The sequence below is a fragment of the Bacillus sp. FSL R5-0447 genome (assembly GCF_038606125.1).
In the GTDB taxonomy this organism is placed as follows: domain Bacteria; phylum Bacillota; class Bacilli; order Bacillales; family Bacillaceae; genus Bacillus; species Bacillus velezensis.
Genome location: NZ_CP152012.1, coordinates 4,096,500 through 4,115,120, shown reverse-complemented (window position 1 = coordinate 4,115,120; position 18,621 = coordinate 4,096,500). Strand labels below are relative to the sequence as shown.

Annotated in this window: 16 protein-coding genes and 3 riboswitches; of the genes, 8 read left to right on the top strand and 8 right to left on the bottom strand. The window is 46.7% G+C overall.

All coding sequences use genetic code 11. From position 1 onward, the window contains the following. The first annotated feature begins 5 nt into the window (after nt 1-5). On the top strand, nt 6-1,445 hold the full coding sequence (locus NYE68_RS20705) for a DEAD/DEAH box helicase (protein WP_324636214.1): 1,440 nt from the start codon (nt 6-8) through the stop codon (nt 1,443-1,445). A gap of 27 nt (nt 1,446-1,472) precedes the next feature. On the opposite strand, the gene NYE68_RS20700 is transcribed toward NYE68_RS20705, so the two are convergent. Next, nucleotides 1,473-2,723 (bottom strand): MFS transporter, encoded by a 1,251-nt coding sequence (locus NYE68_RS20700; protein WP_324636215.1) that lies wholly within the window; start codon nt 2,721-2,723, stop codon nt 1,473-1,475. Nucleotides 2,724-2,894: 171 nt separating this feature from the next. Between NYE68_RS20700 and NYE68_RS20695 the strand changes: the two genes are divergently transcribed. Continuing rightward, complete coding sequence (locus NYE68_RS20695) at nt 2,895-3,722, top strand: PRD domain-containing protein (RefSeq protein ID WP_032867875.1); 828 nt, start codon at nt 2,895-2,897, stop codon at nt 3,720-3,722. 235 nt (nt 3,723-3,957) lie between these two features. Further along, nucleotides 3,958-4,689 (top strand): glycoside hydrolase family 16 protein, encoded by a 732-nt coding sequence (locus NYE68_RS20690; protein ID WP_007407782.1) that lies wholly within the window; start codon nt 3,958-3,960, stop codon nt 4,687-4,689. Nucleotides 4,690-4,730: 41 nt separating this feature from the next. On the opposite strand, the gene citH is transcribed toward NYE68_RS20690, so the two are convergent. Continuing rightward, nucleotides 4,731-6,011 carry a citrate transporter CitH gene (gene citH / locus NYE68_RS20685; RefSeq protein WP_007407781.1) on the bottom strand — a complete coding sequence of 427 codons (1,281 nt, stop codon included), beginning with the start codon at nt 6,009-6,011 and terminating at the stop codon, nt 4,731-4,733. Between the two features lie 200 nt (nt 6,012-6,211). Between citH and NYE68_RS20680 the strand changes: the two genes are divergently transcribed. The 3 genes from NYE68_RS20680 to NYE68_RS20670 all read left to right on the top strand — a co-directional run bounded on the left by NYE68_RS20680 (nt 6,212) and on the right by NYE68_RS20670 (nt 9,647). Continuing rightward, a complete protein-coding gene (locus NYE68_RS20680) occupies nt 6,212-8,263 on the top strand; it encodes a catalase (protein ID WP_032867874.1) in 2,052 nt (683 codons plus the stop codon). A 260-nt stretch (nt 8,264-8,523) separates the two neighbouring features. Next, nucleotides 8,524-8,832, top strand: a complete 309-nt coding sequence (locus NYE68_RS20675) for a hypothetical protein (protein ID WP_015418528.1) — start codon at nt 8,524-8,526, stop codon at nt 8,830-8,832. 140 nt (nt 8,833-8,972) lie between these two features. Then, entirely contained in the window at nt 8,973-9,647 is a 675-nt protein-coding gene (locus NYE68_RS20670; RefSeq protein WP_324636216.1) for a DUF3298 and DUF4163 domain-containing protein, read from the top strand. A 45-nt stretch (nt 9,648-9,692) separates the two neighbouring features. On the opposite strand, the gene NYE68_RS20665 is transcribed toward NYE68_RS20670, so the two are convergent. Next, the gene (locus tag NYE68_RS20665) at nt 9,693-10,886 is read right to left on the bottom strand and encodes a NupC/NupG family nucleoside CNT transporter (protein ID WP_007407776.1); all 1,194 of its coding nucleotides are present in this window, start codon (nt 10,884-10,886) and stop codon (nt 9,693-9,695) included. A gap of 135 nt (nt 10,887-11,021) precedes the next feature. Beyond that, nucleotides 11,022-11,122: riboswitch (purine riboswitch) on the bottom strand. A gap of 362 nt (nt 11,123-11,484) precedes the next feature. Here NYE68_RS20665 and NYE68_RS20660 point away from each other — a divergent pair. After that, nucleotides 11,485-12,366, top strand: coding sequence for a methyltransferase domain-containing protein (locus NYE68_RS20660; RefSeq protein WP_324636217.1), 882 nt, complete (start codon nt 11,485-11,487; stop codon nt 12,364-12,366). A gap of 34 nt (nt 12,367-12,400) precedes the next feature. On the opposite strand, the gene NYE68_RS20655 is transcribed toward NYE68_RS20660, so the two are convergent. The 4 genes from NYE68_RS20655 to pepT form a co-directional block, all read right to left on the bottom strand. Beyond that, complete coding sequence (locus tag NYE68_RS20655; RefSeq protein ID WP_015418525.1) at nt 12,401-13,537, bottom strand: 5-methyltetrahydropteroyltriglutamate--homocysteine S-methyltransferase; 1,137 nt, start codon at nt 13,535-13,537, stop codon at nt 12,401-12,403. A 78-nt stretch (nt 13,538-13,615) separates the two neighbouring features. After that, nucleotides 13,616-13,702, bottom strand: a riboswitch (SAM riboswitch). A gap of 84 nt (nt 13,703-13,786) precedes the next feature. Next, a complete protein-coding gene (locus NYE68_RS20650) occupies nt 13,787-14,263 on the bottom strand; it encodes an LURP-one-related family protein (protein WP_053573923.1) in 477 nt (158 codons plus the stop codon). A gap of 102 nt (nt 14,264-14,365) precedes the next feature. Then, nucleotides 14,366-14,533, bottom strand: a complete 168-nt coding sequence (locus NYE68_RS20645) for a hypothetical protein (RefSeq protein WP_003150808.1) — start codon at nt 14,531-14,533, stop codon at nt 14,366-14,368. Nucleotides 14,534-15,109: 576 nt separating this feature from the next. Beyond that, nucleotides 15,110-16,342 carry a peptidase T gene (gene pepT, locus NYE68_RS20640; protein ID WP_007407770.1) on the bottom strand — a complete coding sequence of 411 codons (1,233 nt, stop codon included), beginning with the start codon at nt 16,340-16,342 and terminating at the stop codon, nt 15,110-15,112. 210 nt (nt 16,343-16,552) lie between these two features. On the opposite strand from pepT, the gene galE reads away from it, so the two are divergent. After that, a complete protein-coding gene (gene galE, locus NYE68_RS20635) occupies nt 16,553-17,569 on the top strand; it encodes a UDP-glucose 4-epimerase GalE (protein WP_061861672.1) in 1,017 nt (338 codons plus the stop codon). A gap of 46 nt (nt 17,570-17,615) precedes the next feature. On the opposite strand, the gene NYE68_RS20630 is transcribed toward galE, so the two are convergent. After that, nucleotides 17,616-18,155, bottom strand: coding sequence for a DUF4352 domain-containing protein (locus tag NYE68_RS20630; protein WP_119834765.1), 540 nt, complete (start codon nt 18,153-18,155; stop codon nt 17,616-17,618). A gap of 346 nt (nt 18,156-18,501) precedes the next feature. Beyond that, a riboswitch (guanidine-I (ykkC/yxkD leader) is annotated at nt 18,502-18,603 on the top strand. Nucleotides 18,604-18,621 lie beyond the last annotated feature (18 nt).

Sequence of the window (18,621 nt, the reverse complement as noted above, 5' to 3'; positions counted from 1 at the left end):
TAGTCATGAATGAGTTTAATGAATATGCGATCAGCCCCGAGATCCGACGGGCGCTGAATGGCTTGCAATACACCGAGCCGACTGAAGTGCAGCGGCGCGTCATCCCCGCCGCGCTGCAAAAAAAAGACCTCGTCGTCAAATCGCAGACGGGCAGCGGCAAAACCGCAGCTTTCGGCATTCCGATCTGCGAGCTTGCGGAATGGGAGGAAAACAAACCGCAGGCGCTGATTTTAACGCCGACCCGCGAGCTTGCGGCGCAGATTAAAGAAGATATCACGAATATCGGCCGTTTCAAACGGATAAAAGCCACGGCGGTTTTCGGAAAAGCTTCTTTTGACAAACAGAAAACCGAATTGAAGCAAAAAAGCCACGTCGTTGCCGGAACGCCGGGGCGTGTGCTTGATCATATAGAAAAAGGGACGCTGCCGCTCGAACGGCTGGCGTATGTGGTGATTGACGAAGCGGATGAAATGCTGAATATGGGATTTATTGAACAGGTGGAAGCCATCATTCAGTATCTGCCGAAAAACAGAGTCACCATGCTGTTTTCAGCGACGCTGCCGGACGACGTCGAGAAGCTGAGCCGCACATATATGAAAGACCCTGAATTGATTGAAGTAAAAGCGGAAGGCCTGACGACAAAAGATATTGAGCATTTTGTCACCGGAACAGCAGAAGAGGATAAATCATCATTGCTGCGTGATGTCCTGATCACCGAAAATCCGGACAGCTGCATCATATTCTGCCGGACAAAAGAAAGAGTCATCCAGTTAACCGATGAGCTGGACAGGCTGGGCTATCCTTGCGATAAAATTCACGGCGGCATGGTGCAGGAAGACCGCTTTGACGTCATGAATGAGTTCAAGCGCGGCGAGTTCCGCTATCTCGTTGCGACCGATGTTGCCGCCAGAGGAATTGATATCGAAAACATCAGCCTCGTCATCAATTATGATATTCCGCTTGAAAAAGAAAGCTATGTGCACCGCACCGGCCGAACGGGGCGCGCCGGACACCGCGGCCGGGCCATCACGTTTGTGACGCCGTTTGAAGCGCGGTTTCTGAATGACATTGAGAAATATATCGGTTTCCGCATCCAAAAGCGGGAAGCACCGTCAGAAAAAGAAACAGCGGAACGGAAAGCGGCTTTTGCGGAAAAACTGAACGCCCGCCCCGATGTCAAAACAGACAAAAGCGAACAGTTAAACAAAGACATCATGAAGCTGTACTTTAACGGCGGGAAAAAGAAAAAACTCAGAGCGGTCGATTTTGTCGGAACGATTGCGAAAATCGACGGCGTTTCAGCCGATGATATCGGGATTATCACGATTCTGGACAACGCATCGTACGTCGAAATTCTGAACGGCAAAGGCCCGCACGTTCTTGACATCATGAAAAATACGACGGTCAAAGGCAAAAAACTGAAAGTCCATAAAGCCAAGAAATAAAAAAAAGCCTGCCGCGCGCAGGCTTTTTTACGCCGTCTCCTCGGGGACAAACGCAAGGATGCCAATCCCGATTACAAACAAAATGATCAGGCTGAACACGGCGGCTGACGAATTCCCGGTCAGCTGGGCGGTGACGGCAATCAAAAGAGGGCCGATAATCGAAGCGAACTTGCCGAAGATATTATAAAAGCCGAAAAACTCATTGGCGTTCTGTTTGGGGACAAGCTTTGCAAAGTAAGAGCGGCTCAGCGCCTGAATACCGCCTTGGGAAGTGGCGACAAGCATAGCCAAAACCCAGAAATCAAAAGCGGAATCCATAAAATAAGCATACGTGCAGACAATCATATACACGCCGATTCCGGCATAAAGCATCGTTTTTCCTTTAAACCGTTCGGCCAGCCGTCCGTACAAAATCGAAAAAGGCGCGGCGACGACCTGAGTGACAAATAAAACAATCAGCAGATTTGCCGCGCTGATGCCGAGGTCAGCCCCGTATGACGTGGACATCGTAATGATGGTGCCGACCCCGTCGATATAGAAGAAATAGGCGAGCAGAAACAAAAACAGCGCCCGGTGCTTCCTGATCTGCTTCAGCGTGCCGGCCAGCCGTATAAAACTGCTGAGTACAAGCCGCGGCTCCCTCTCGATATAATAGCGCTGGCGGACGCGGAGAAGGAGCGGGATCGAAAACAGCCCCCACCATGCCGCCGTAATCAAAAAGGCAATGCGGCCGGCAGCCTGGGCGGACAGCGGAATCACCTCCGCTTGAGCTGAAAGAATCACGGCAATGCTGAGGAGAAAAGGGATCGTACTGCCGATATAGCCCAGCCCAAACCCTCTGGCGGACACCATATTCATCCGCTCCTTTGCGGCCACATCAACGAGAAACGCATCATAAAACACATTAGACCCGGCAAAGCCGATCGTGGAAATCGTATAACAAATTAATAACAGCATCCAAGATTCGCCGGGAATCAAAGCCAGCGCGGCGGTGCCCGCCACACCGATCAGAAAAAAGAAGGCAAAAAACCGTTTCTTGCATCCTTTGTAGTCGGCAATCGTTCCTAAGACGGGGCCGAGCATCGCCAAAATAAAAGTCGCGGCGGCAATCGTATAGCCCAAATAAGCGGTAGAATCAGCCGCGCTGACACCGTTTTCCGTCGCCGCGGCTTTAAAAAACAAGGGGAATACCGCCGTCATAATAATGACCGAGTAAGCTGAATTGGCCCAATCATACAGCATCCAGCTGCTTTCTTCTTTCGAAAACCGTTTCATCACACACGCTCCTTCCCAAAAACCGGTTCTCTGCATTATATGCGCCGCTGCCTCATCGTTGGACAATGATTTCTGAACGGCGTTTTCTGATTGACCTGGAGATATTGACCTAGTTCAAAAAGGATGTAAAATCAAGGTGTAGCAGGTAAATGGTCAGGCGGGAGGGAGACAGAATTGAAGATTGCGAAAGTCATTAATAATAATGTCGTCAGTGTGCTCAAAGAAGGCAATCAGGAATTGGTCATCATGGGCCGGGGCATTGCTTTTCAAAAGAAAACGGGAGACCCGGTAGATGAAGCCCGCATTGAGAAAGTGTTCACGCTCGATAACAAAGATGTATCCGAAAAGTTCAAAACCCTTTTGTATGATATCCCGATCGAATGTATGGAAGTATCCGAAGAGATTATCAGCTATGCGAAATTACAGCTCGGCAAAAAGCTCAATGACAGCATCTATGTGTCGCTGACCGACCATATTAACTTTGCGATCCAGCGCAATAAGAAAGGGCTGGATATCAAAAACGCCTTACTGTGGGAAACGAAACGGCTGTACAAAGACGAATTTGCAATCGGCAAACAAGCGTTGGCCATGGTAAAAAACAAGACTGGCGTGTCTCTGCCGGAGGATGAAGCAGGCTTTATTGCGCTGCATATTGTCAATGCCGAGCTGAATGAAGAGATGCCCAATATCATCAACATTACAAAAGTCATGCAAGAGATTTTGAGAATCGTAAAATACCATTTTAAGATTGACTTCAACGAGGAATCACTTCACTATTATCGGTTTGTCACCCACTTAAAGTTTTTCGCGCAGCGTCTTTTTAACGGCACACATATGGAAAGCCAGGACGATTTTTTGCTGGAGACAGTGAAAGAAAAGTACCATCGGGCGTATGAATGCACGAAGAAAATCCAAACATGCATTGAGAGGGCGTATGAACACAAGCTCACCAGTGACGAGCTGCTGTATTTAACGATTCACATAGAAAGGGTAGTCAAATAAGCATAATGAAAGCGTTGGCATTTTTTTCTTCATTCACATATGATCTTGTTAGGATTGTTACTGATAAGCAGGCAAAACCTAAATTACAATGAGCGCTGATCATTTCTGTTTGTGCTGATGGTAATTTAGGTTTTTTTAAGATTCATTATTATCATTATTCTGACCGATGTCCCCTTTTAACAGAATCATGTATGATCAATAAAGAAATCGCTTTCAAAGAAAGGGGAATGCCGACATGTTTTATCGTATGAAACGAGTGCTGCTGCTTCTTGTCACTGGATTGTTTTTGAGTTTGTGTGCGATCACTTCTACTGCATCAGCTCAAACAGGCGGATCGTTTTTTGAACCTTTTAACAGCTATAACTCCGGATTATGGCAAAAAGCAAATGGTTATTCCAATGGAGATATGTTCAACTGCACGTGGCGTGCAAATAATGTATCAATGACGTCATCAGGTGAAATGCGTTTGGCGCTGACAAGCCCGTCTTATAACAAGTTTGACTGCGGGGAGAACCGCTCCGTTCAAACCTATGGCTATGGACTTTATGAAGTCAGAATGAAACCGGCTAAAAACACGGGGATCGTTTCATCGTTCTTCACTTATACAGGTCCAACGGATGGCACTCCTTGGGATGAGATTGATATCGAATTTTTAGGAAAAGACACGACAAAGGTTCAATTTAACTATTATACAAATGGCGCGGGAAACCATGAGAAGGTTGCGGATCTCGGATTTGACGCGGCCAATGCCTATCATACGTATGCGTTCGATTGGCAGCCAAACTCTATTAAATGGTATGTCGATGGGCAATTAAAACATACTGCGACAAGCCAAATCCCGACAAACCCGGGAAAGATCATGATGAACTTGTGGAATGGGATAGGTGTCGATGACTGGCTCGGTTCCTACAATGGTGTAAATCCGCTATACGCTCATTATGACTGGGTGCGCTATACAAAAAAATAATGTACAGAAAAGGATTTCCGCTGGCGGAAATCCTTTTTTAATTAAAACGAAATAATCCCAATCAAAAGCGCCGCAATCGTCATCACAATCGTTGTCCCCACGGCCCATTTGATGGTGAATTTTTGATGATCGCCAAAGCTGACGCCCGCCATTCCGACCAATAGATAGGTGGATGGCACAAGCGGGCTGAGCAGATGCACCGGCTGGCCCAGCAAGGAGGCTCTTCCGATTTCAGCGGCGTCTATTCCGTAAGCGGAAGCGGCTTCGGCGATGATGGGAAGCACACCGAAGTAAAAGGCGTCATTTGACATGAAAAAGGTGAAAGGCATGCTGGCAATCGCAGTGATCAACGGCAGATGCGGGCCCATGGCATCAGGGATGAGGGAAACGAGAGAATGCGCCATCGCATCCACCATTTTTGTGCCGGAGAGAATGCCTGTGAATATGCCTGCCGCAAACACCATTGAGACAACGTTTAACGCATTACCCGCATGCGCTGAAATCCGTTTCTGCTGCTCTTTGACATTTGGATAGTTGATCATCAAGGCGATGGCGAACGCGATCATAAAAAGAACAGGGATGGGAAGCAGGCTGGTGATCAGCGCGGCCATCAGGGCGACAGTGAGCATCAGGTTGAACCATTGGAGAGCGGGACGCTTCAGCGGCGCCGCCTCCGGATCAGAGGACGGCGCGTGTTCAATTGAAATGACACCGAGCCGCTTCCGTTCTTTTTTTCCGAGGAGATAAGCAACGGCGATCACCCAGAGAACGCCGGCAATCATAGCGGGAATCAGCGGCGTAAAGACTTCCGACGTGTCCAATTTCAAGGAAGCCAAAACCCTCGCCGTCGGCCCGCCCCACGGAATAATATTCATGACTCCTGAACCGAGCATCGCGATCCCCGCCAGCACCAAACGGTTCATGCCGAGCCGTTTGTAAAGGGGCAGCATTGCCGCAATCGTAATCATATACGTTGTTGTCCCATCTCCGTCCAGCGAAATGGTCATCGTCAGAACCGCCGTGCCGATGGCGATTTTTAACGGATCCCCTTTGACAAGCGATAGAATTTTGGCAATGAGGGGATCAAACAGACCTGAGTCAATCATAATGCCGAAATACAGGATGGCGAATAACAGCATAATCCCGGTAGGAGCGAGGTCTGTAACGCCTTGAATCATCATCTCGCCGAGATCTTTGCCAAATCCGCTGATCAGGGCAAACACAACAGGAACGACAATCAAAGCAATAAGAGCGGAAAGCCGATTAGACATAATAAGATACATAAAGACAATCATCATCACAAAACCGAGTATGGCAAGCACGATATGACCTCCCCTGTTCAACAGCTGTATTGGTAAGCGCTTTCACAATTTATTTCTGTGAAAATGGCTTATTTCAAAATGTGTATGACCGCATATGTAAATACAGACCTAAAATCCTAATGAGCGGATCAGCAGTTTATATGAAGAACGCCGCGGGTAAATGTGCTGTAGAATGTTTCGTTTTAAAAGGGGGAACTGACATGAGTGATGATCAAAACAAACGAGTAAATGAACACTCAAAGGACGAACAGCTGGAGCAGTACCGGTCTGATAACAGCGGCAAAAAAATGACGACCAATCAGGGGCTTCGCGTGTCTGAGGATGAACATTCTTTAAAAGCGGGCGTCCGCGGCCCCACGCTGATGGAGGATTTTCATTTTCGTGAAAAAATGACGCACTTTGACCACGAGCGGATTCCGGAACGGGTCGTTCATGCGCGCGGGTACGGCGTTCATGGGCATTTTCAGGTGTACGAACCGATGACGGAATATACACGGGCGAAATTTTTGCAAGACCCGTCCGTCAAAACGCCTGTTTTCGTCCGTTTCTCAACAGTGGCGGGTTCCAAGGGGTCAGCCGACACCGTCCGTGACGCCAGGGGATTTGCGACGAAGTTTTATACTGAAGAAGGGAACTATGACCTCGTCGGAAACAATATTCCGGTGTTCTTCATTCAGGACGCGATCAAATTCCCGGATCTCGTTCACGCCATAAAACCGGAACCGCACAATGAAATGCCGCAGGCTGCGACGGCTCATGATACGTTCTGGGATTTTGTCGCTAATAACCCTGAGTCGGCTCACATGGTCATGTGGACGATGTCTGACCGCGGCATCCCGCGAAGCTATCGGATGATGGAGGGCTTCGGCGTGCATACGTTCCGTTTCATCAACGAGAAAGGAAAAGCGCGCTTTGTAAAATTCCACTGGAAACCCGTGCTCGGCGTTCATTCCCTCGTATGGGATGAAGCGCAGAAAATTGCCGGGAAAGATGCCGATTTCAACCGCCGCGACCTGTGGGAAACGATTGAAAACGGCGGCAAAGTCGAGTATGAGCTCGGTGTTCAGATGATTGACGAAGAAGATGAATTTAAGTTTGATTTCGATATCCTTGATCCGACGAAGCTGTGGCCGGAGGAGTTGGTTCCCGTCAAGCTGATCGGAAAAATGACCCTTGACCGCAATCAGGACAATGTCTTTGCGGAAACGGAACAGGTCGCCTTTCACCCGGGAAATGTCGTGCCGGGCATTGATTTCACCAATGATCCGCTTCTTCAAGGCCGGCTTTTCTCTTATACGGATACACAGCTCATCCGTCTTGGCGGGCCGAATTTTCACGAGATTCCGATCAACCGGCCGGTCTGCCCGTTCCATAACAACCAATACGACGGCTACCACCGGATGACGATTAATAAGGGTCCCGTCGCCTATCATAAAAATTCCCTGCAGAACAATGATCCGTCGCCGGCTTCAGAAGAAGAAGGCGGATACGTTCATTACCAGGAAAAAGTAGAAGGCAGAAAAATCCGCCAGCGCAGCGAGAGCTTCAATGACTATTTTTCTCAGGCCAAGATGTTCTGGAACAGCATGTCTCCCGCCGAGAAAGAACATATCATCTCCGCTTTCTGTTTTGAAGTCGGAAAAGTGAACAGCAAGGACGTGCAGCAGCAGGTGGTTGATGTCTTCAGTCACGTCGACGCCGGGCTTGCCGAGCGTGTTGCGAAAGGAATCGGCGTGAACCCGCCGCCGAAGGACCGTGAATCTGATGAAACGTTCACTTCCCCGGCCTTAAGCCAGGAAAACACGGTGAAGACGGCAGCGACAAGGCAGGTCGCGGTTTTAACCGACCACGGGTTTTCTGATGAGAAAGTCAAACAAGTGCTTGACGCATGCAAACAGGCGGGAGTCAGAGCCGATATCATCAGCCCCGCGCTGGGAACCGTCAAGGGGGAAAACGGCACGGAGCTCGAAGCGTCAGCCACTTTCCTGACAGCGGATTCCGTCCTGTACGACGCTGTTTTCATTCCGGGCGGAAAACAAAGCACAGACAGCCTCAAAGCCCAAAAATCGGCCAGAGACTTCGTCAGCGAAGCTTTCAGCCATTACAAAGCGATCGGCGCCTCCGGTGAAGGAAAAGAACTTCTCGCCCTCGCCGCCGGAACCGAAAACGGCCCCGGCCTTGTTCCGGACGGAAACCATGAACAATTTCTGAACGCCGTGGCTGAGCACCGGCATTGGGACAGAAACATATAAGAATGAAAAAGCGCCTTTTATGAGAGGGGCGCTTTTTTCTTGTGAAAGTGAAATATCTGAACGAAGCATTAATATTGGGAGAAAACGAAAATGGCTTCCGTGCAAATCCGTATCTTCCGCTGTCCGGGACATTCAGACAACAGTTTTAGAGAGTCAGGGCATTGCATTATTTAAAGGGTTCTGACTGATGGTGAAATGATCTTTGGTTTACTTCCGCTCTGTGTTTGTGTATCTTAGGGGTAGATTTTCTGGAGGAGCGAATGATAGTGAAGCCGTTTACCGAAAAACAACTTGAAGAATATTATCGGCGTGACGAAAACATGATGATTTTGGTGTTTGCCCAATGGTGCGTCAATCATGACCTTGATCCGATGGCCATTTACAGCAAGGCTTATCCCGGACAGCCTTTAAACGAAGAGCTGCGAAAAACGGCTGAAGAGCTTGTCGTGCCGAAGGAGGAATCAGAACCGATTCCTGATCAAACCGTTATCGGCGTTTTGGAGATGTTCGGCAACTCCGATTTGGCGGAAGCCGTTTATGAAGCCATTGCGCAAAGACCTTCACGGTAAAAGAGGCGTGGATTTTCCATGTCTCTTTTTTTCATGGAGAAAATGTGAAAGAAGGCCCAGAAACAATTTACTGATCTGCGCTGTCTATAGAGTGTAACCCGTTTTCAAAAAGGGAACGGTAATGAAAAGGAGGAGTTGTGATGAAAAAGGCATTCAAAATGATGGCGGCCGTGCTCTTAACCGTGCTGACAGCCGCGCCGTTCGGAGGTTTCGCGCCTTCAGCCGAGGCCGCGCAAACCGCAAAGCCCGTTGTCAAAAGCCATACGTATAAGCATGTAAAACAGCTGACGTACCCCGAGGTCGCAAATACGGGAAACGCATCTTTTGAAAAGAAAATCAATCAGGACTTCAAACGCTATATTGAACAATCGTACCAAGAATATGTGAAAAACAAAAAAGACGGTGAGAAACAAGGCTACAAAGCGGAATACCAAACAGATTTCAAGTTGAAGTATAATCAAGACGGCAAGCTCAGCATTCAGACGGAAGACTACAGTTACACAGGCGGCGCACACGGGCTGACATCCGTTCAGACCTTTAATTACGACCTGGCCGCAAAAAAACGGGTCACACTCGATAATGTGCTGAATACAAAAACGAAAGCTAACAAAACGAGAGACTATCTTTACGGCTACATCAAGAAACATGACGATCTGTTCGATCAGGACGTTAAAAAACAGGAGATCATCCTGAATAATGAAAGACCTTTCTTCTTTACGAAAAACGGCATTGCCGTTGTGTTCGGACAATATGATCTCGGGCCGTACGCGGCAGGAATCCGGGACGTTTTCGTGCCTGCATCCGTCTATCAATAAAAAAAAGCGATATCACTCCAAAACGGAGCGGTATCGCTTTTTCTATTACCAGACAAACAATCCGACAATCGCCGCGCTCAATAAGGAAACGGCAATTCCGCTGACAAGCAGCTTCCAGACGTTTTTTCCGATGATGGCTGATTTTTCACCATCAAGCAGAGATTGATAAGATCCGTAGATCATACCGATGGTGCTGAAGTTTGCGAATGATGTCAGGAATGTTGTAGCCACGGCAATCGTGTGCGGCGGAAGTGAATTCAGCTGCCCTTTCAGATCGGCCATTGCCACAAATTCATTCGTCGCGAGCTTGATGCCCATCAGCTGTGCGACATACATCGCGTCATGTACGCCTAATCCGAGAAGGAAGGCAAACGGACTGAAGATGTATGAGAAAATCTTTTGAATGGTCAACCCGTGCATGAACAGCCCGAGTACGCCGTTTAACGCGGCCGTTAACGCCACATAGCCGATTACCATCGCTAAAATGACAATGACCATGTTCATGCCGACAAGCATACTGTTAGAAATCGTGGAGAAGAAGTCTTTTTTCTCCGCTTTTGAAGGAACATAAATAATATCATCCTCTTTAGAAACGTCCACGGGATTCAGCATATTGGCGATTAAAAGCGCGTTTAAGCAATTCAGCGGGATGGCTGTAAACACATAAGTGGACGGAACCATCGTCAAGTATGATCCGATGATCGAGCCGCTGATGCTGCTCATGCTCATCAGCCCGAATGTCAAAAGCCGATTGTTGCTGACGGCGGCAAGCTGCTGGCGGATGACGGCTAAAGCTTCCGTATTTCCTAAAAACATCATCTGGATGGAGAAAAAGCTCTCCAGCTTCGGCAGACGGGATATTTTAGAAATCAGCCAGCCGATTTTATCAATGAGCCACGGCAGAATACCGAAATACGACAGCATATCAAAGAAGGTCACGACGAAGATAATCGGCAGCAATGCGCTGAAGAAAAAATCAACCGTCGGATTGGCCATGACAGACGGAAAAGCGAACGCAATCCCTTGACTGGCGCAGGAAATCAGCCATGTAAAGAACGCGCCGATCTTCCCGATGACAAAGCCGCCGACTTTTGTCCCTAACATAAACCAAGTAATCAGAAACTCAAAGACGAGGAGCATGACAATCGGACGCCATTTAATCTTCTTCTTGTTGGGAGAGCATAAGAAAACAACAGCCATGACAACAATGAGACCGACAATGTTCAATAAAAAGTACATGTGAGCAACTCCTATAAGGGTATTATGGAAATAAAAAAAGCTCTTATTCGTCACAAATTCCTGAAAGTCAGAAAGTGTGATAAATAAGAGCCAAAAGAAAAGAATAGACAGCGTCATATGCTTTTCACTCGTTCAAATTTATGCAAACTTTCTTGTAGTCTAGTCTTTTACGGCACTAGGTAGAAACAATCAGACCATATTACTGATCATATACAAGAATAACGATATTACATGAGATAGCAGTATTTTATCGTTTCAATTTTTGAAAATCAACCTTTTTAGATATTTTCAAAATAATAAATTTATATTATAAATAAAGAAAATAAAGGATGTTCATAAGTAATTGGATAATAAAGGTATAAAAAACCCCTGAAAACCGTTCCGATTCATTGTAAAGACGGGATCCAGCTGATAAAATGGATCTGAGGGCACAGCCTTCAAAAGACGGCAGAAAAGGGGTCATTTTCGTGATCATCCAGTTCATTCGTTACAGATAATGAGAGGTATAGATGAATAGGTTAAACCTTCCAATTCGGTAAGGTTTATTTGTCTATGCCTTTTTCATTTCATCGGAATAACGAATGAATGAGGTGTTTTTTTGACGTCTATAAAAAGAATACGCGCGGAATTACTGCAATCATGCCAGTCCGTGTTCAGGTGTCCGCTATGCCGGTCGGCCATGGCGGTCTCACAATACCGAAGCTTGATTTGCGGACAGGGGCATACATTTGATATATCAAAACAAGGATATGTGAATTTCCTCAATAAATCGGTCAAAACCCGCTATGACAGGCAGCTGTTCGAAGCGAGACGCGAGCTTTTTGACAGCCGGGAATTTTTTGGGCCGGTTCAAAAGGAGATCGCCGCCATCATCACCCATATTCAATCTCCGCAAACATCAGCGGCGATATTGGATGCGGGGTGCGGAGAAGGGTCTCATTTAGCCGCCGTATGCAAATGGCTTCAGCCTGCTTTTTCCGTGACGGGAATCGGCATTGATCTCTCGAAAGAAGGTGTGCTGCATGCCGCAAAGGCCTTCGGGAATCATATGGTTTTTGCCGTCGCTGATGTGGCGGATGCGCCGTTTGCCGACAGCCGTTTTGATGTCGTAATGTCTGTTTTATCACCTTGGAATTACAAGGAATGCAGCAGGCTTTTACGAAAGGGCGGCACAGTCATTAAAGCGGTGCCGCGGCGTGATTATTTGAAGGAAGTAAGGGAATTCTTCTTCGGAGACAGCCCTCGGCGGAATGACACCGCCGATTCTGCGGCCGGACGATTCCAAGCGGGCTTCCAAACCTTTGAGCGTAAACGGCTGTGTTACACAAAGACCTTATCGCAGCCTGACCTCGAGCGGCTTGTGAAAATGACGCCCTTAACATGGAAATGTACTGATGACAGCATCCGGCGGTTTATCAGCCGGAAAGAGGCTGCTGTCACGATAGATATCGATATTTTAATCGGAACCGATCCGCTGTAAAACGGAAAAGACACGCTAATCGCGTGTCTTTTTTTTATTTCCAGACTTCACCGGCAATGTTGACGACATGGCGCAGTTTCGCCCATTGCTGTTCTTCTGTGATCAGGTTTCCTTCCTCAGTGGAGGCGAATCCGCATTGCGGGCTGAGGCAAAGCTGGTCCAGGCTGACATATTGTGAAGCTTCTTCAATCCGGCGTTTAATCGCGTCCTTGTCTTCAAGTTCGCCGTGTTTCGACGTAATCAAACCAAGCACAAGCTGAAGATCAGAGCGTTTGACATAACGGAGCGGTTCGAAGCCGCCTGAGCGGGAATCATCATATTCCAGGAACAATCCGTCAAGATCAAGCCCGTCAAAAATCGTTTCAGCCGCTGCATCATAGCCGCCTTCAGCCGTCCATGTGGATTGGAAGTTGCCGCGGCAGATATGCATCGTAACCTTCAGATCGTCAGGGCGATCCTTGATGGCGTCATTAATGGAAGCGGCAAACAGCTTGCGCAGCTCATCCGGCGTCGTGCCGAAAGCTTCAATCTGACGAAGCCCCGCTTCTGATAAGAAAACGGCCCATGCGGTGTCATCGAGCTGAAGGTAGCGGCACCCGGCGTCATAGAAAGCTTGAATCGCTTTTTTATACGCTTTTGACACATCGTGCTGAAATTGTTTGTAATCATTCTGGTAGGACGCTTTTTCTAATTTTCCGCGGAAAAACAGCATATTCGGACTTGGGATGGTCATTTTCGGAACAGCATCGCCGGCAATGCTGTGCAGGAATTTATAATCTTCGAGCATCGGATGCTGAGAAAAATCAATGTCTCCCGTTACTTTAATGCCGCGCGCTTTCGTCTGTACGTTGTGAAACTGAATGCCGCTTTCAGGCGTAAACGCTTCGACGCCGTCTAAATTTTCGAGAAAATCAAAATGCCACCAGGCACGGCGGAATTCGCCGTCAGTCACGACATTGAGGCCGGTTTCTTTCTGCTTTTTCACACTGCGGATGATTTCTTTGTTTTCGATTTCGCGCAGCTGTTCTGCCGAAATCTCACCCGCCGCTCTTTGCAGGCGGGCTTGCTTCACAGCCGCCGGCCGCAGCAGACTTCCGACCTGATCCGCGCGAAACGGCGGGTTTTTTCTTAGAAGCGTATGCAATGGTTGTTCTGTGTTTTGCTGTGACATGAACGATTCCTTCTTTCCTGATGAAATATAAAAAAACTCTTCCCTCGGATAGGGAAGAGCTTGCGTCCGCAAATCTCAACCTTATCTTCAGGATTTAGCACCATTCTGCTGAACAGCGGTTGCCGGGTATCATAGGGCCAGTCCCTCCACCTCTCTTGATAAGGAAATATGCTATTTTTCAGAATAAACTGTATTACTATTAATCTTAGTATGTTTTCTCATATTGTCAATATATTTCGATAAATATTTTTATTTGTCACCCTCAAATAGAATCATATCTATCACAATGGCGATCGCGAGACAAAGAACGATATCCTCTTCCTTTTCAATCTGCAAATGATAGGAATCGCCCCAGCTCATCCATGATTTGGTGACAGTCATCCGGTTTGATTTTCCGTCTGTCACTTGAAAATTCCGGCCCCACACATCGCCGGTAAGATCCCAGCCGAGTCCGGAAATTTCAAATTTCGGTTTGAAAAGCGTGACTTTCTTGATGACTTGACAGATGGGTTTGCCGCTGACGGAAATCTCGTAACGGGGAACGAGCGACATCAGTTTCTGATTGACGCTGGCGAGCGTGCGGCCGTCCAAATCAGTCAGCTTCAGTTCATCACCGAATGAAAACAGCTTTCCTTCAACATTGTAGACTTCTTTTCCGCTTTCAAGAAACACTTGAAAACGATTTTTAAACGTAAACATTCGCTCTTTGATGTAAAAATGGTACATAAAAAAACTCCTTTTTAATGTTGTACGAAAAAAGGAGGCGGATGGTTTCATATCGGCCGGGTGCATAAAAAAAGGCTGCCGATTTTGCGGCAGCTGTCGTTTTTATGATAGCGGCATCCGGCGTTTTTGACGGATCGCATTTAAATCAATGATGTTATTCGTGTCGGCAGCTGTCACCAGCGGGCTTGTCTTTGGCGTTTTCCGGCGGTTGTCCTTACTGAAAGAGAAAACAAGATACCCTGTCAAAGCAGCAAAAATAAGTAGCATCATTTTACATACCTCCCAAAAAAAGTTTTGGTATTATTATTGTACGAAAAAACAAACGAAAAGTATTCAAACAATTGTCACTTTTTTAAAAAATAACGTCATTTTCCGTAAAAATGACTATGGGTTGAAGATGTTTTGCTCTTGTTGTGGTTCTATAGATTGTATCGGCTGATGAATGATAATCGTTTATATAACTTTTTCACTATTTTTTGTAAGCATCAAATTAACTACTTCGTTGTTTTCGTTTGCCCTGTGTTATTCAGTACCCTAAAAAATCTTATAATATGCAAAATAACTGCTTCTAACAGATGACTGCAGGATGACAGCGCTTTCTTTATTTTTTTAAAGAAAACGAGATGTTATCTTAAAAAAATCGTTTGAACATTTTCCGCAGCTTTTTAAAAGGGTTTGATTTCGTCTCCAGAACACGCGGGTCTTTTAAGGTATTTTTCAATTCTTTCGCTACAGTCCCTCTTGCCATAGTCTTCACTCCTTCTTTCCATTTCATACCTTATATACGGAAAGAAAGAAGGAAAGGTTTCATGTGAAAGAAAAAAACCAAAGCAGGGGGCTTTGGTTTTAAGCGCGCTCTTCAAAGAGCCTGGCGATTTCAACAATGACGTTTACCGCCTTTTCCATATGATCGACGGAAATGTATTCATATTTTCCGTGGAAGTTTTGGCCGCCCGTGAAAATGTTCGGTGTCGGCAGCCCCATGTAAGAGAGCTGTGATCCGTCGGTTCCGCCCCGGATCGGTTCGATAATCGGTTCGATGTCGAGGTTTTTCATGGCTTGATAGGCGACATCGACTATCTCTTTGACCGGTTCGATTTTTTCTCTCATGTTGTAATATTGATCACGCAGTTCAAGCTTGATGCTTTCGTTGCCGTATTTGGCCGCCAGCGCATCGGCGGTTTTCTGCATATATTCTTTTCGTTCTGCAAAGCGGTCTCTGTCAAAGTCTCTGATGATGTACGACAGGGCGGCTTCAGAAACGTCTCCGTTCATGGAAAGTAAATGATAGAAGCCTTCATACCCTTCCGTATATTCCGGCGCTTCTTCTTTCGGCAGCGCGTGATGAAATTCCATCGCGATTTTTGAAGCGTTGACCATTTTGTTTTTCGCCGTTCCCGGGTGGACGCTTTTTCCGTAACAAGTCAGCTTTGCGGCGGCTGCGTTAAAGCTTTCATATTGCAGTTCGCCGAGGGGGCCTCCGTCTATCGTGTAGGCGAATGCGGCGTTGAAGCGGCCGACATCGAATTTGTGAGGGCCTCTGCCGATTTCTTCATCGGGCGTGAACGCGACCCGAATCGTTCCGTGTTTGATGTCCGGATGTTTGATCAAGTACGCCATTGCCGTCATGATTTCGGCAATGCCCGCTTTGTTGTCGGCTCCGAGCAGCGTCGTGCCGTCTGTTGTGATCAGCGTCTGGCCTTTATAGCGGGAGAGCTCCGGGAATTGCTCAGGCGACAGGACGACATTGAGTTTGTCATTCAAAACGATATCATGTCCGTCGTAGCTTTCAATAATCTGAGGATTCACATTTTTTCCGGTAAAATCGGTCGCGGTGTCCACGTGAGCCAGAAAACCGACAGTCGGCACGTCTTTATCCGTATTCGCCGGCAGAGTCGCCATGACGTACCCATTGTCATCGACTGTGATTTCTGTCATGCCGATCGACTTTAATTCATCTGCCAGCATGTTGGCCAATGTCAGCTGGCCGGGGGTTGAAGGGCAGTTTTCATTGTTTTCGTCAGACTGTGTATCGACTTTTACATAAGAGGTAAAGCGTTCAATGATTTCATTTTTCATACCGTCATCTCCTTTGTCTTATCTTACCATGCGCGGGGGAGGGATTTCTATTTCGCAACCGGTTTGAATCGAAGGCTCTGTGTTTTACGCGAATGAAAACAAATTATGAAGAAACGATGACTAAACGATTAAACTTTTTGGAAATGGATGATTGAGGAAGAAAAAACCGATATAATATGGTCAATTCATTCAATAGGGGAGGCTTTCTTCATGGCGATTTTAGTGACAGGCGGAGCGGGTTATATCGGAAGCCACACATGTGTCGAGCTGTTAAACGGCGGCTATGACATCGTGGTTCTGGATAATCTGTCAAATAGTTCACCGGAAGCATTGGAGCGTGTGAAAGACATTACCGGAAAAGGGCTTGTGTTTTATGAGGCGGATCTCCTTGACCGTGACGCCGTTCACCGGGTGTTTGCTGAAAATGAGATTGAAGCCGTCATTCATTTTGCGGGATTAAAAGCGGTCGGTGAGTCTGTGGCTGTTCCGCTCCGTTATTATCATAATAATCTGACGGGGACGTTTATTTTATGTGAAGCCATGCAGGCACACGGTGTGAAAAAAATCGTTTTCAGTTCTTCAGCGACGGTTTACGGCGTTCCGGAAACAACGCCGATCACTGAGGATTTTCCATTAAGCGCGACCAATCCTTACGGGCAGACAAAGCTGATGCTGGAACAGATTTTACGCGATCTGCATAAAGCGGACTCTGAATGGAGCATTGCGCTGCTCCGCTACTTTAATCCGTTCGGCGCGCACCCGAGCGGCCGGATCGGAGAAGACCCGAACGGCATCCCGAATAATTTAATGCCGTACGTCGCCCAAGTCGCTGTCGGCAAGCTTGAGCAATTGCAGGTGTTCGGCAATGATTATCCGACAAAGGACGGCACCGGCGTGCGGGATTACATCCATGTCGTTGATCTTGCCGAGGGCCACGTCAGAGCGCTTGAGAAGGTGCTGAACACAACAGGCGCGGATGCCTATAATCTCGGCACGGGAAGAGGCTACAGCGTTCTTGAGATGGTCAAGGCGTTTGAAAAAGTATCTGGAAAAGAAGTGCCGTACCGTTTTGCCGACCGGCGCCCGGGAGACATCGCCGCATGCTTCGCAGACCCGGCAAAAGCGAAGGCTGAATTAGGCTGGGAAGCAAAGCGCGGGCTTGAAGAAATGTGCGCCGACTCTTGGAAGTGGCAGTCCTCCAATGTGAACGGGTACCAAAAGGTGTAAAAAGAAAGAGACCTTCAAATGGTGAAGGTCTCTTTTATTACGGTCATTATTTAATTTTCACTTCAACATCGTTGCTGAACTTTAATTTCCAAGTGCCTTTAGAGTATGCGTTTTTATCAACTTCAAAAGCTTTTACGTCAGTAACTTTAATGTTCGGGTTCAAGTCACTTAAAATTTTACTGTTGTCTACTTTTGTTTCTGTTGCATAGCTTGAAGAAGCATCAATATCTGAATCATAGGATGTTCCTTTAGAATCTACTAATTTCGCTCTTGGAATGGAGAAAGAGCTTAACGGCTTGTTTGAAACATTTTTAACTGTGTATTGAACAGCTACGATAACGCCGCCGTCAGACGCTTTTTTCTCGACAAATTGAGAGCCTACTGAATCTCTTTTTTCCACTTTCGTAACAGTAACTTCTGTTTTTTCAGTCTTAACAGTGTCACCGATGTTATACAGTTTTTCCTTGGATTCCGCAGCTTTTGAAGACGCGGTTTTAGATGATGAAGATCCGCCTCCGCCGCCGATGTTTACGAGAATGATAATAACCACTACTGCCAGAAGCAATGTGATAATTTTATGTCTCATAAAAAAGTTTCTCTGATCTTTACCGCAGTTTGGGCATTTTTTAACGCCTTTAGCGGTTTCTTTGCCGCATGCCTTACAAGACACCAGGTTGCCTGCCATAATATTTCCTCCCATGTAAACTATTTCTTGAAAACTACATACTATAATGCCTGTAAAATAACCTATAGTCAATGATATTTTGAGAAAAAAAGTATTTTAATGATTTTTTAGTCACGTATTTTAAGGACCTTTTTTAGTATCGGCAGATCGCTCATATTTTTTATACGTTTATTGAAAAAAGAGTGGTTGAACATGTTCGTGATTTCCCGTATAATCTTGAAAGATATACAAAAACTGAACATAAAAAACAGTGGTTTTCTAGGGTTCCGCAATGCTGAATTGGTCTGGACCGAGAGAAAACACACAGCAGGTTCCTGCTGTGACACGTTGGGATAAAAGCCCGGGAGTTTCTGCTCTTTTAATGAAG

Excerpts from the sequence above, each read along its gene's own strand:
- NYE68_RS20705 (WP_324636214.1), top strand. The coding sequence starts at position 6 with ATGAATGAGTTTAATGAATATGCGATCAGCCCCGAGATCCGACGGGCG.
- NYE68_RS20690 (WP_007407782.1), top strand. The coding sequence starts at position 3,958 with ATGTTTTATCGTATGAAACGAGTGCTGCTGCTTCTTGTCACTGGATTG.
- NYE68_RS20680 (WP_032867874.1), top strand. The coding sequence starts at position 6,212 with ATGAGTGATGATCAAAACAAACGAGTAAATGAACACTCAAAGGACGAA.
- NYE68_RS20675 (WP_015418528.1), top strand. The coding sequence starts at position 8,524 with ATGATAGTGAAGCCGTTTACCGAAAAACAACTTGAAGAATATTATCGG.
- NYE68_RS20670 (WP_324636216.1), top strand. The coding sequence starts at position 8,973 with ATGAAAAAGGCATTCAAAATGATGGCGGCCGTGCTCTTAACCGTGCTG.
- NYE68_RS20665 (WP_007407776.1), bottom strand. The coding sequence starts at position 10,886 with ATGTACTTTTTATTGAACATTGTCGGTCTCATTGTTGTCATGGCTGTT.
- NYE68_RS20655 (WP_015418525.1), bottom strand. The coding sequence starts at position 13,537 with ATGTCACAGCAAAACACAGAACAACCATTGCATACGCTTCTAAGAAAA.
- NYE68_RS20650 (WP_053573923.1), bottom strand. The coding sequence starts at position 14,263 with ATGTACCATTTTTACATCAAAGAGCGAATGTTTACGTTTAAAAATCGT.
- NYE68_RS20645 (WP_003150808.1), bottom strand. The coding sequence starts at position 14,533 with ATGATGCTACTTATTTTTGCTGCTTTGACAGGGTATCTTGTTTTCTCT.
- pepT (WP_007407770.1), bottom strand. The coding sequence starts at position 16,342 with ATGAAAAATGAAATCATTGAACGCTTTACCTCTTATGTAAAAGTCGAT.
- galE (WP_061861672.1), top strand. The coding sequence starts at position 16,553 with ATGGCGATTTTAGTGACAGGCGGAGCGGGTTATATCGGAAGCCACACA.
- NYE68_RS20630 (WP_119834765.1), bottom strand. The coding sequence starts at position 18,155 with ATGAGACATAAAATTATCACATTGCTTCTGGCAGTAGTGGTTATTATC.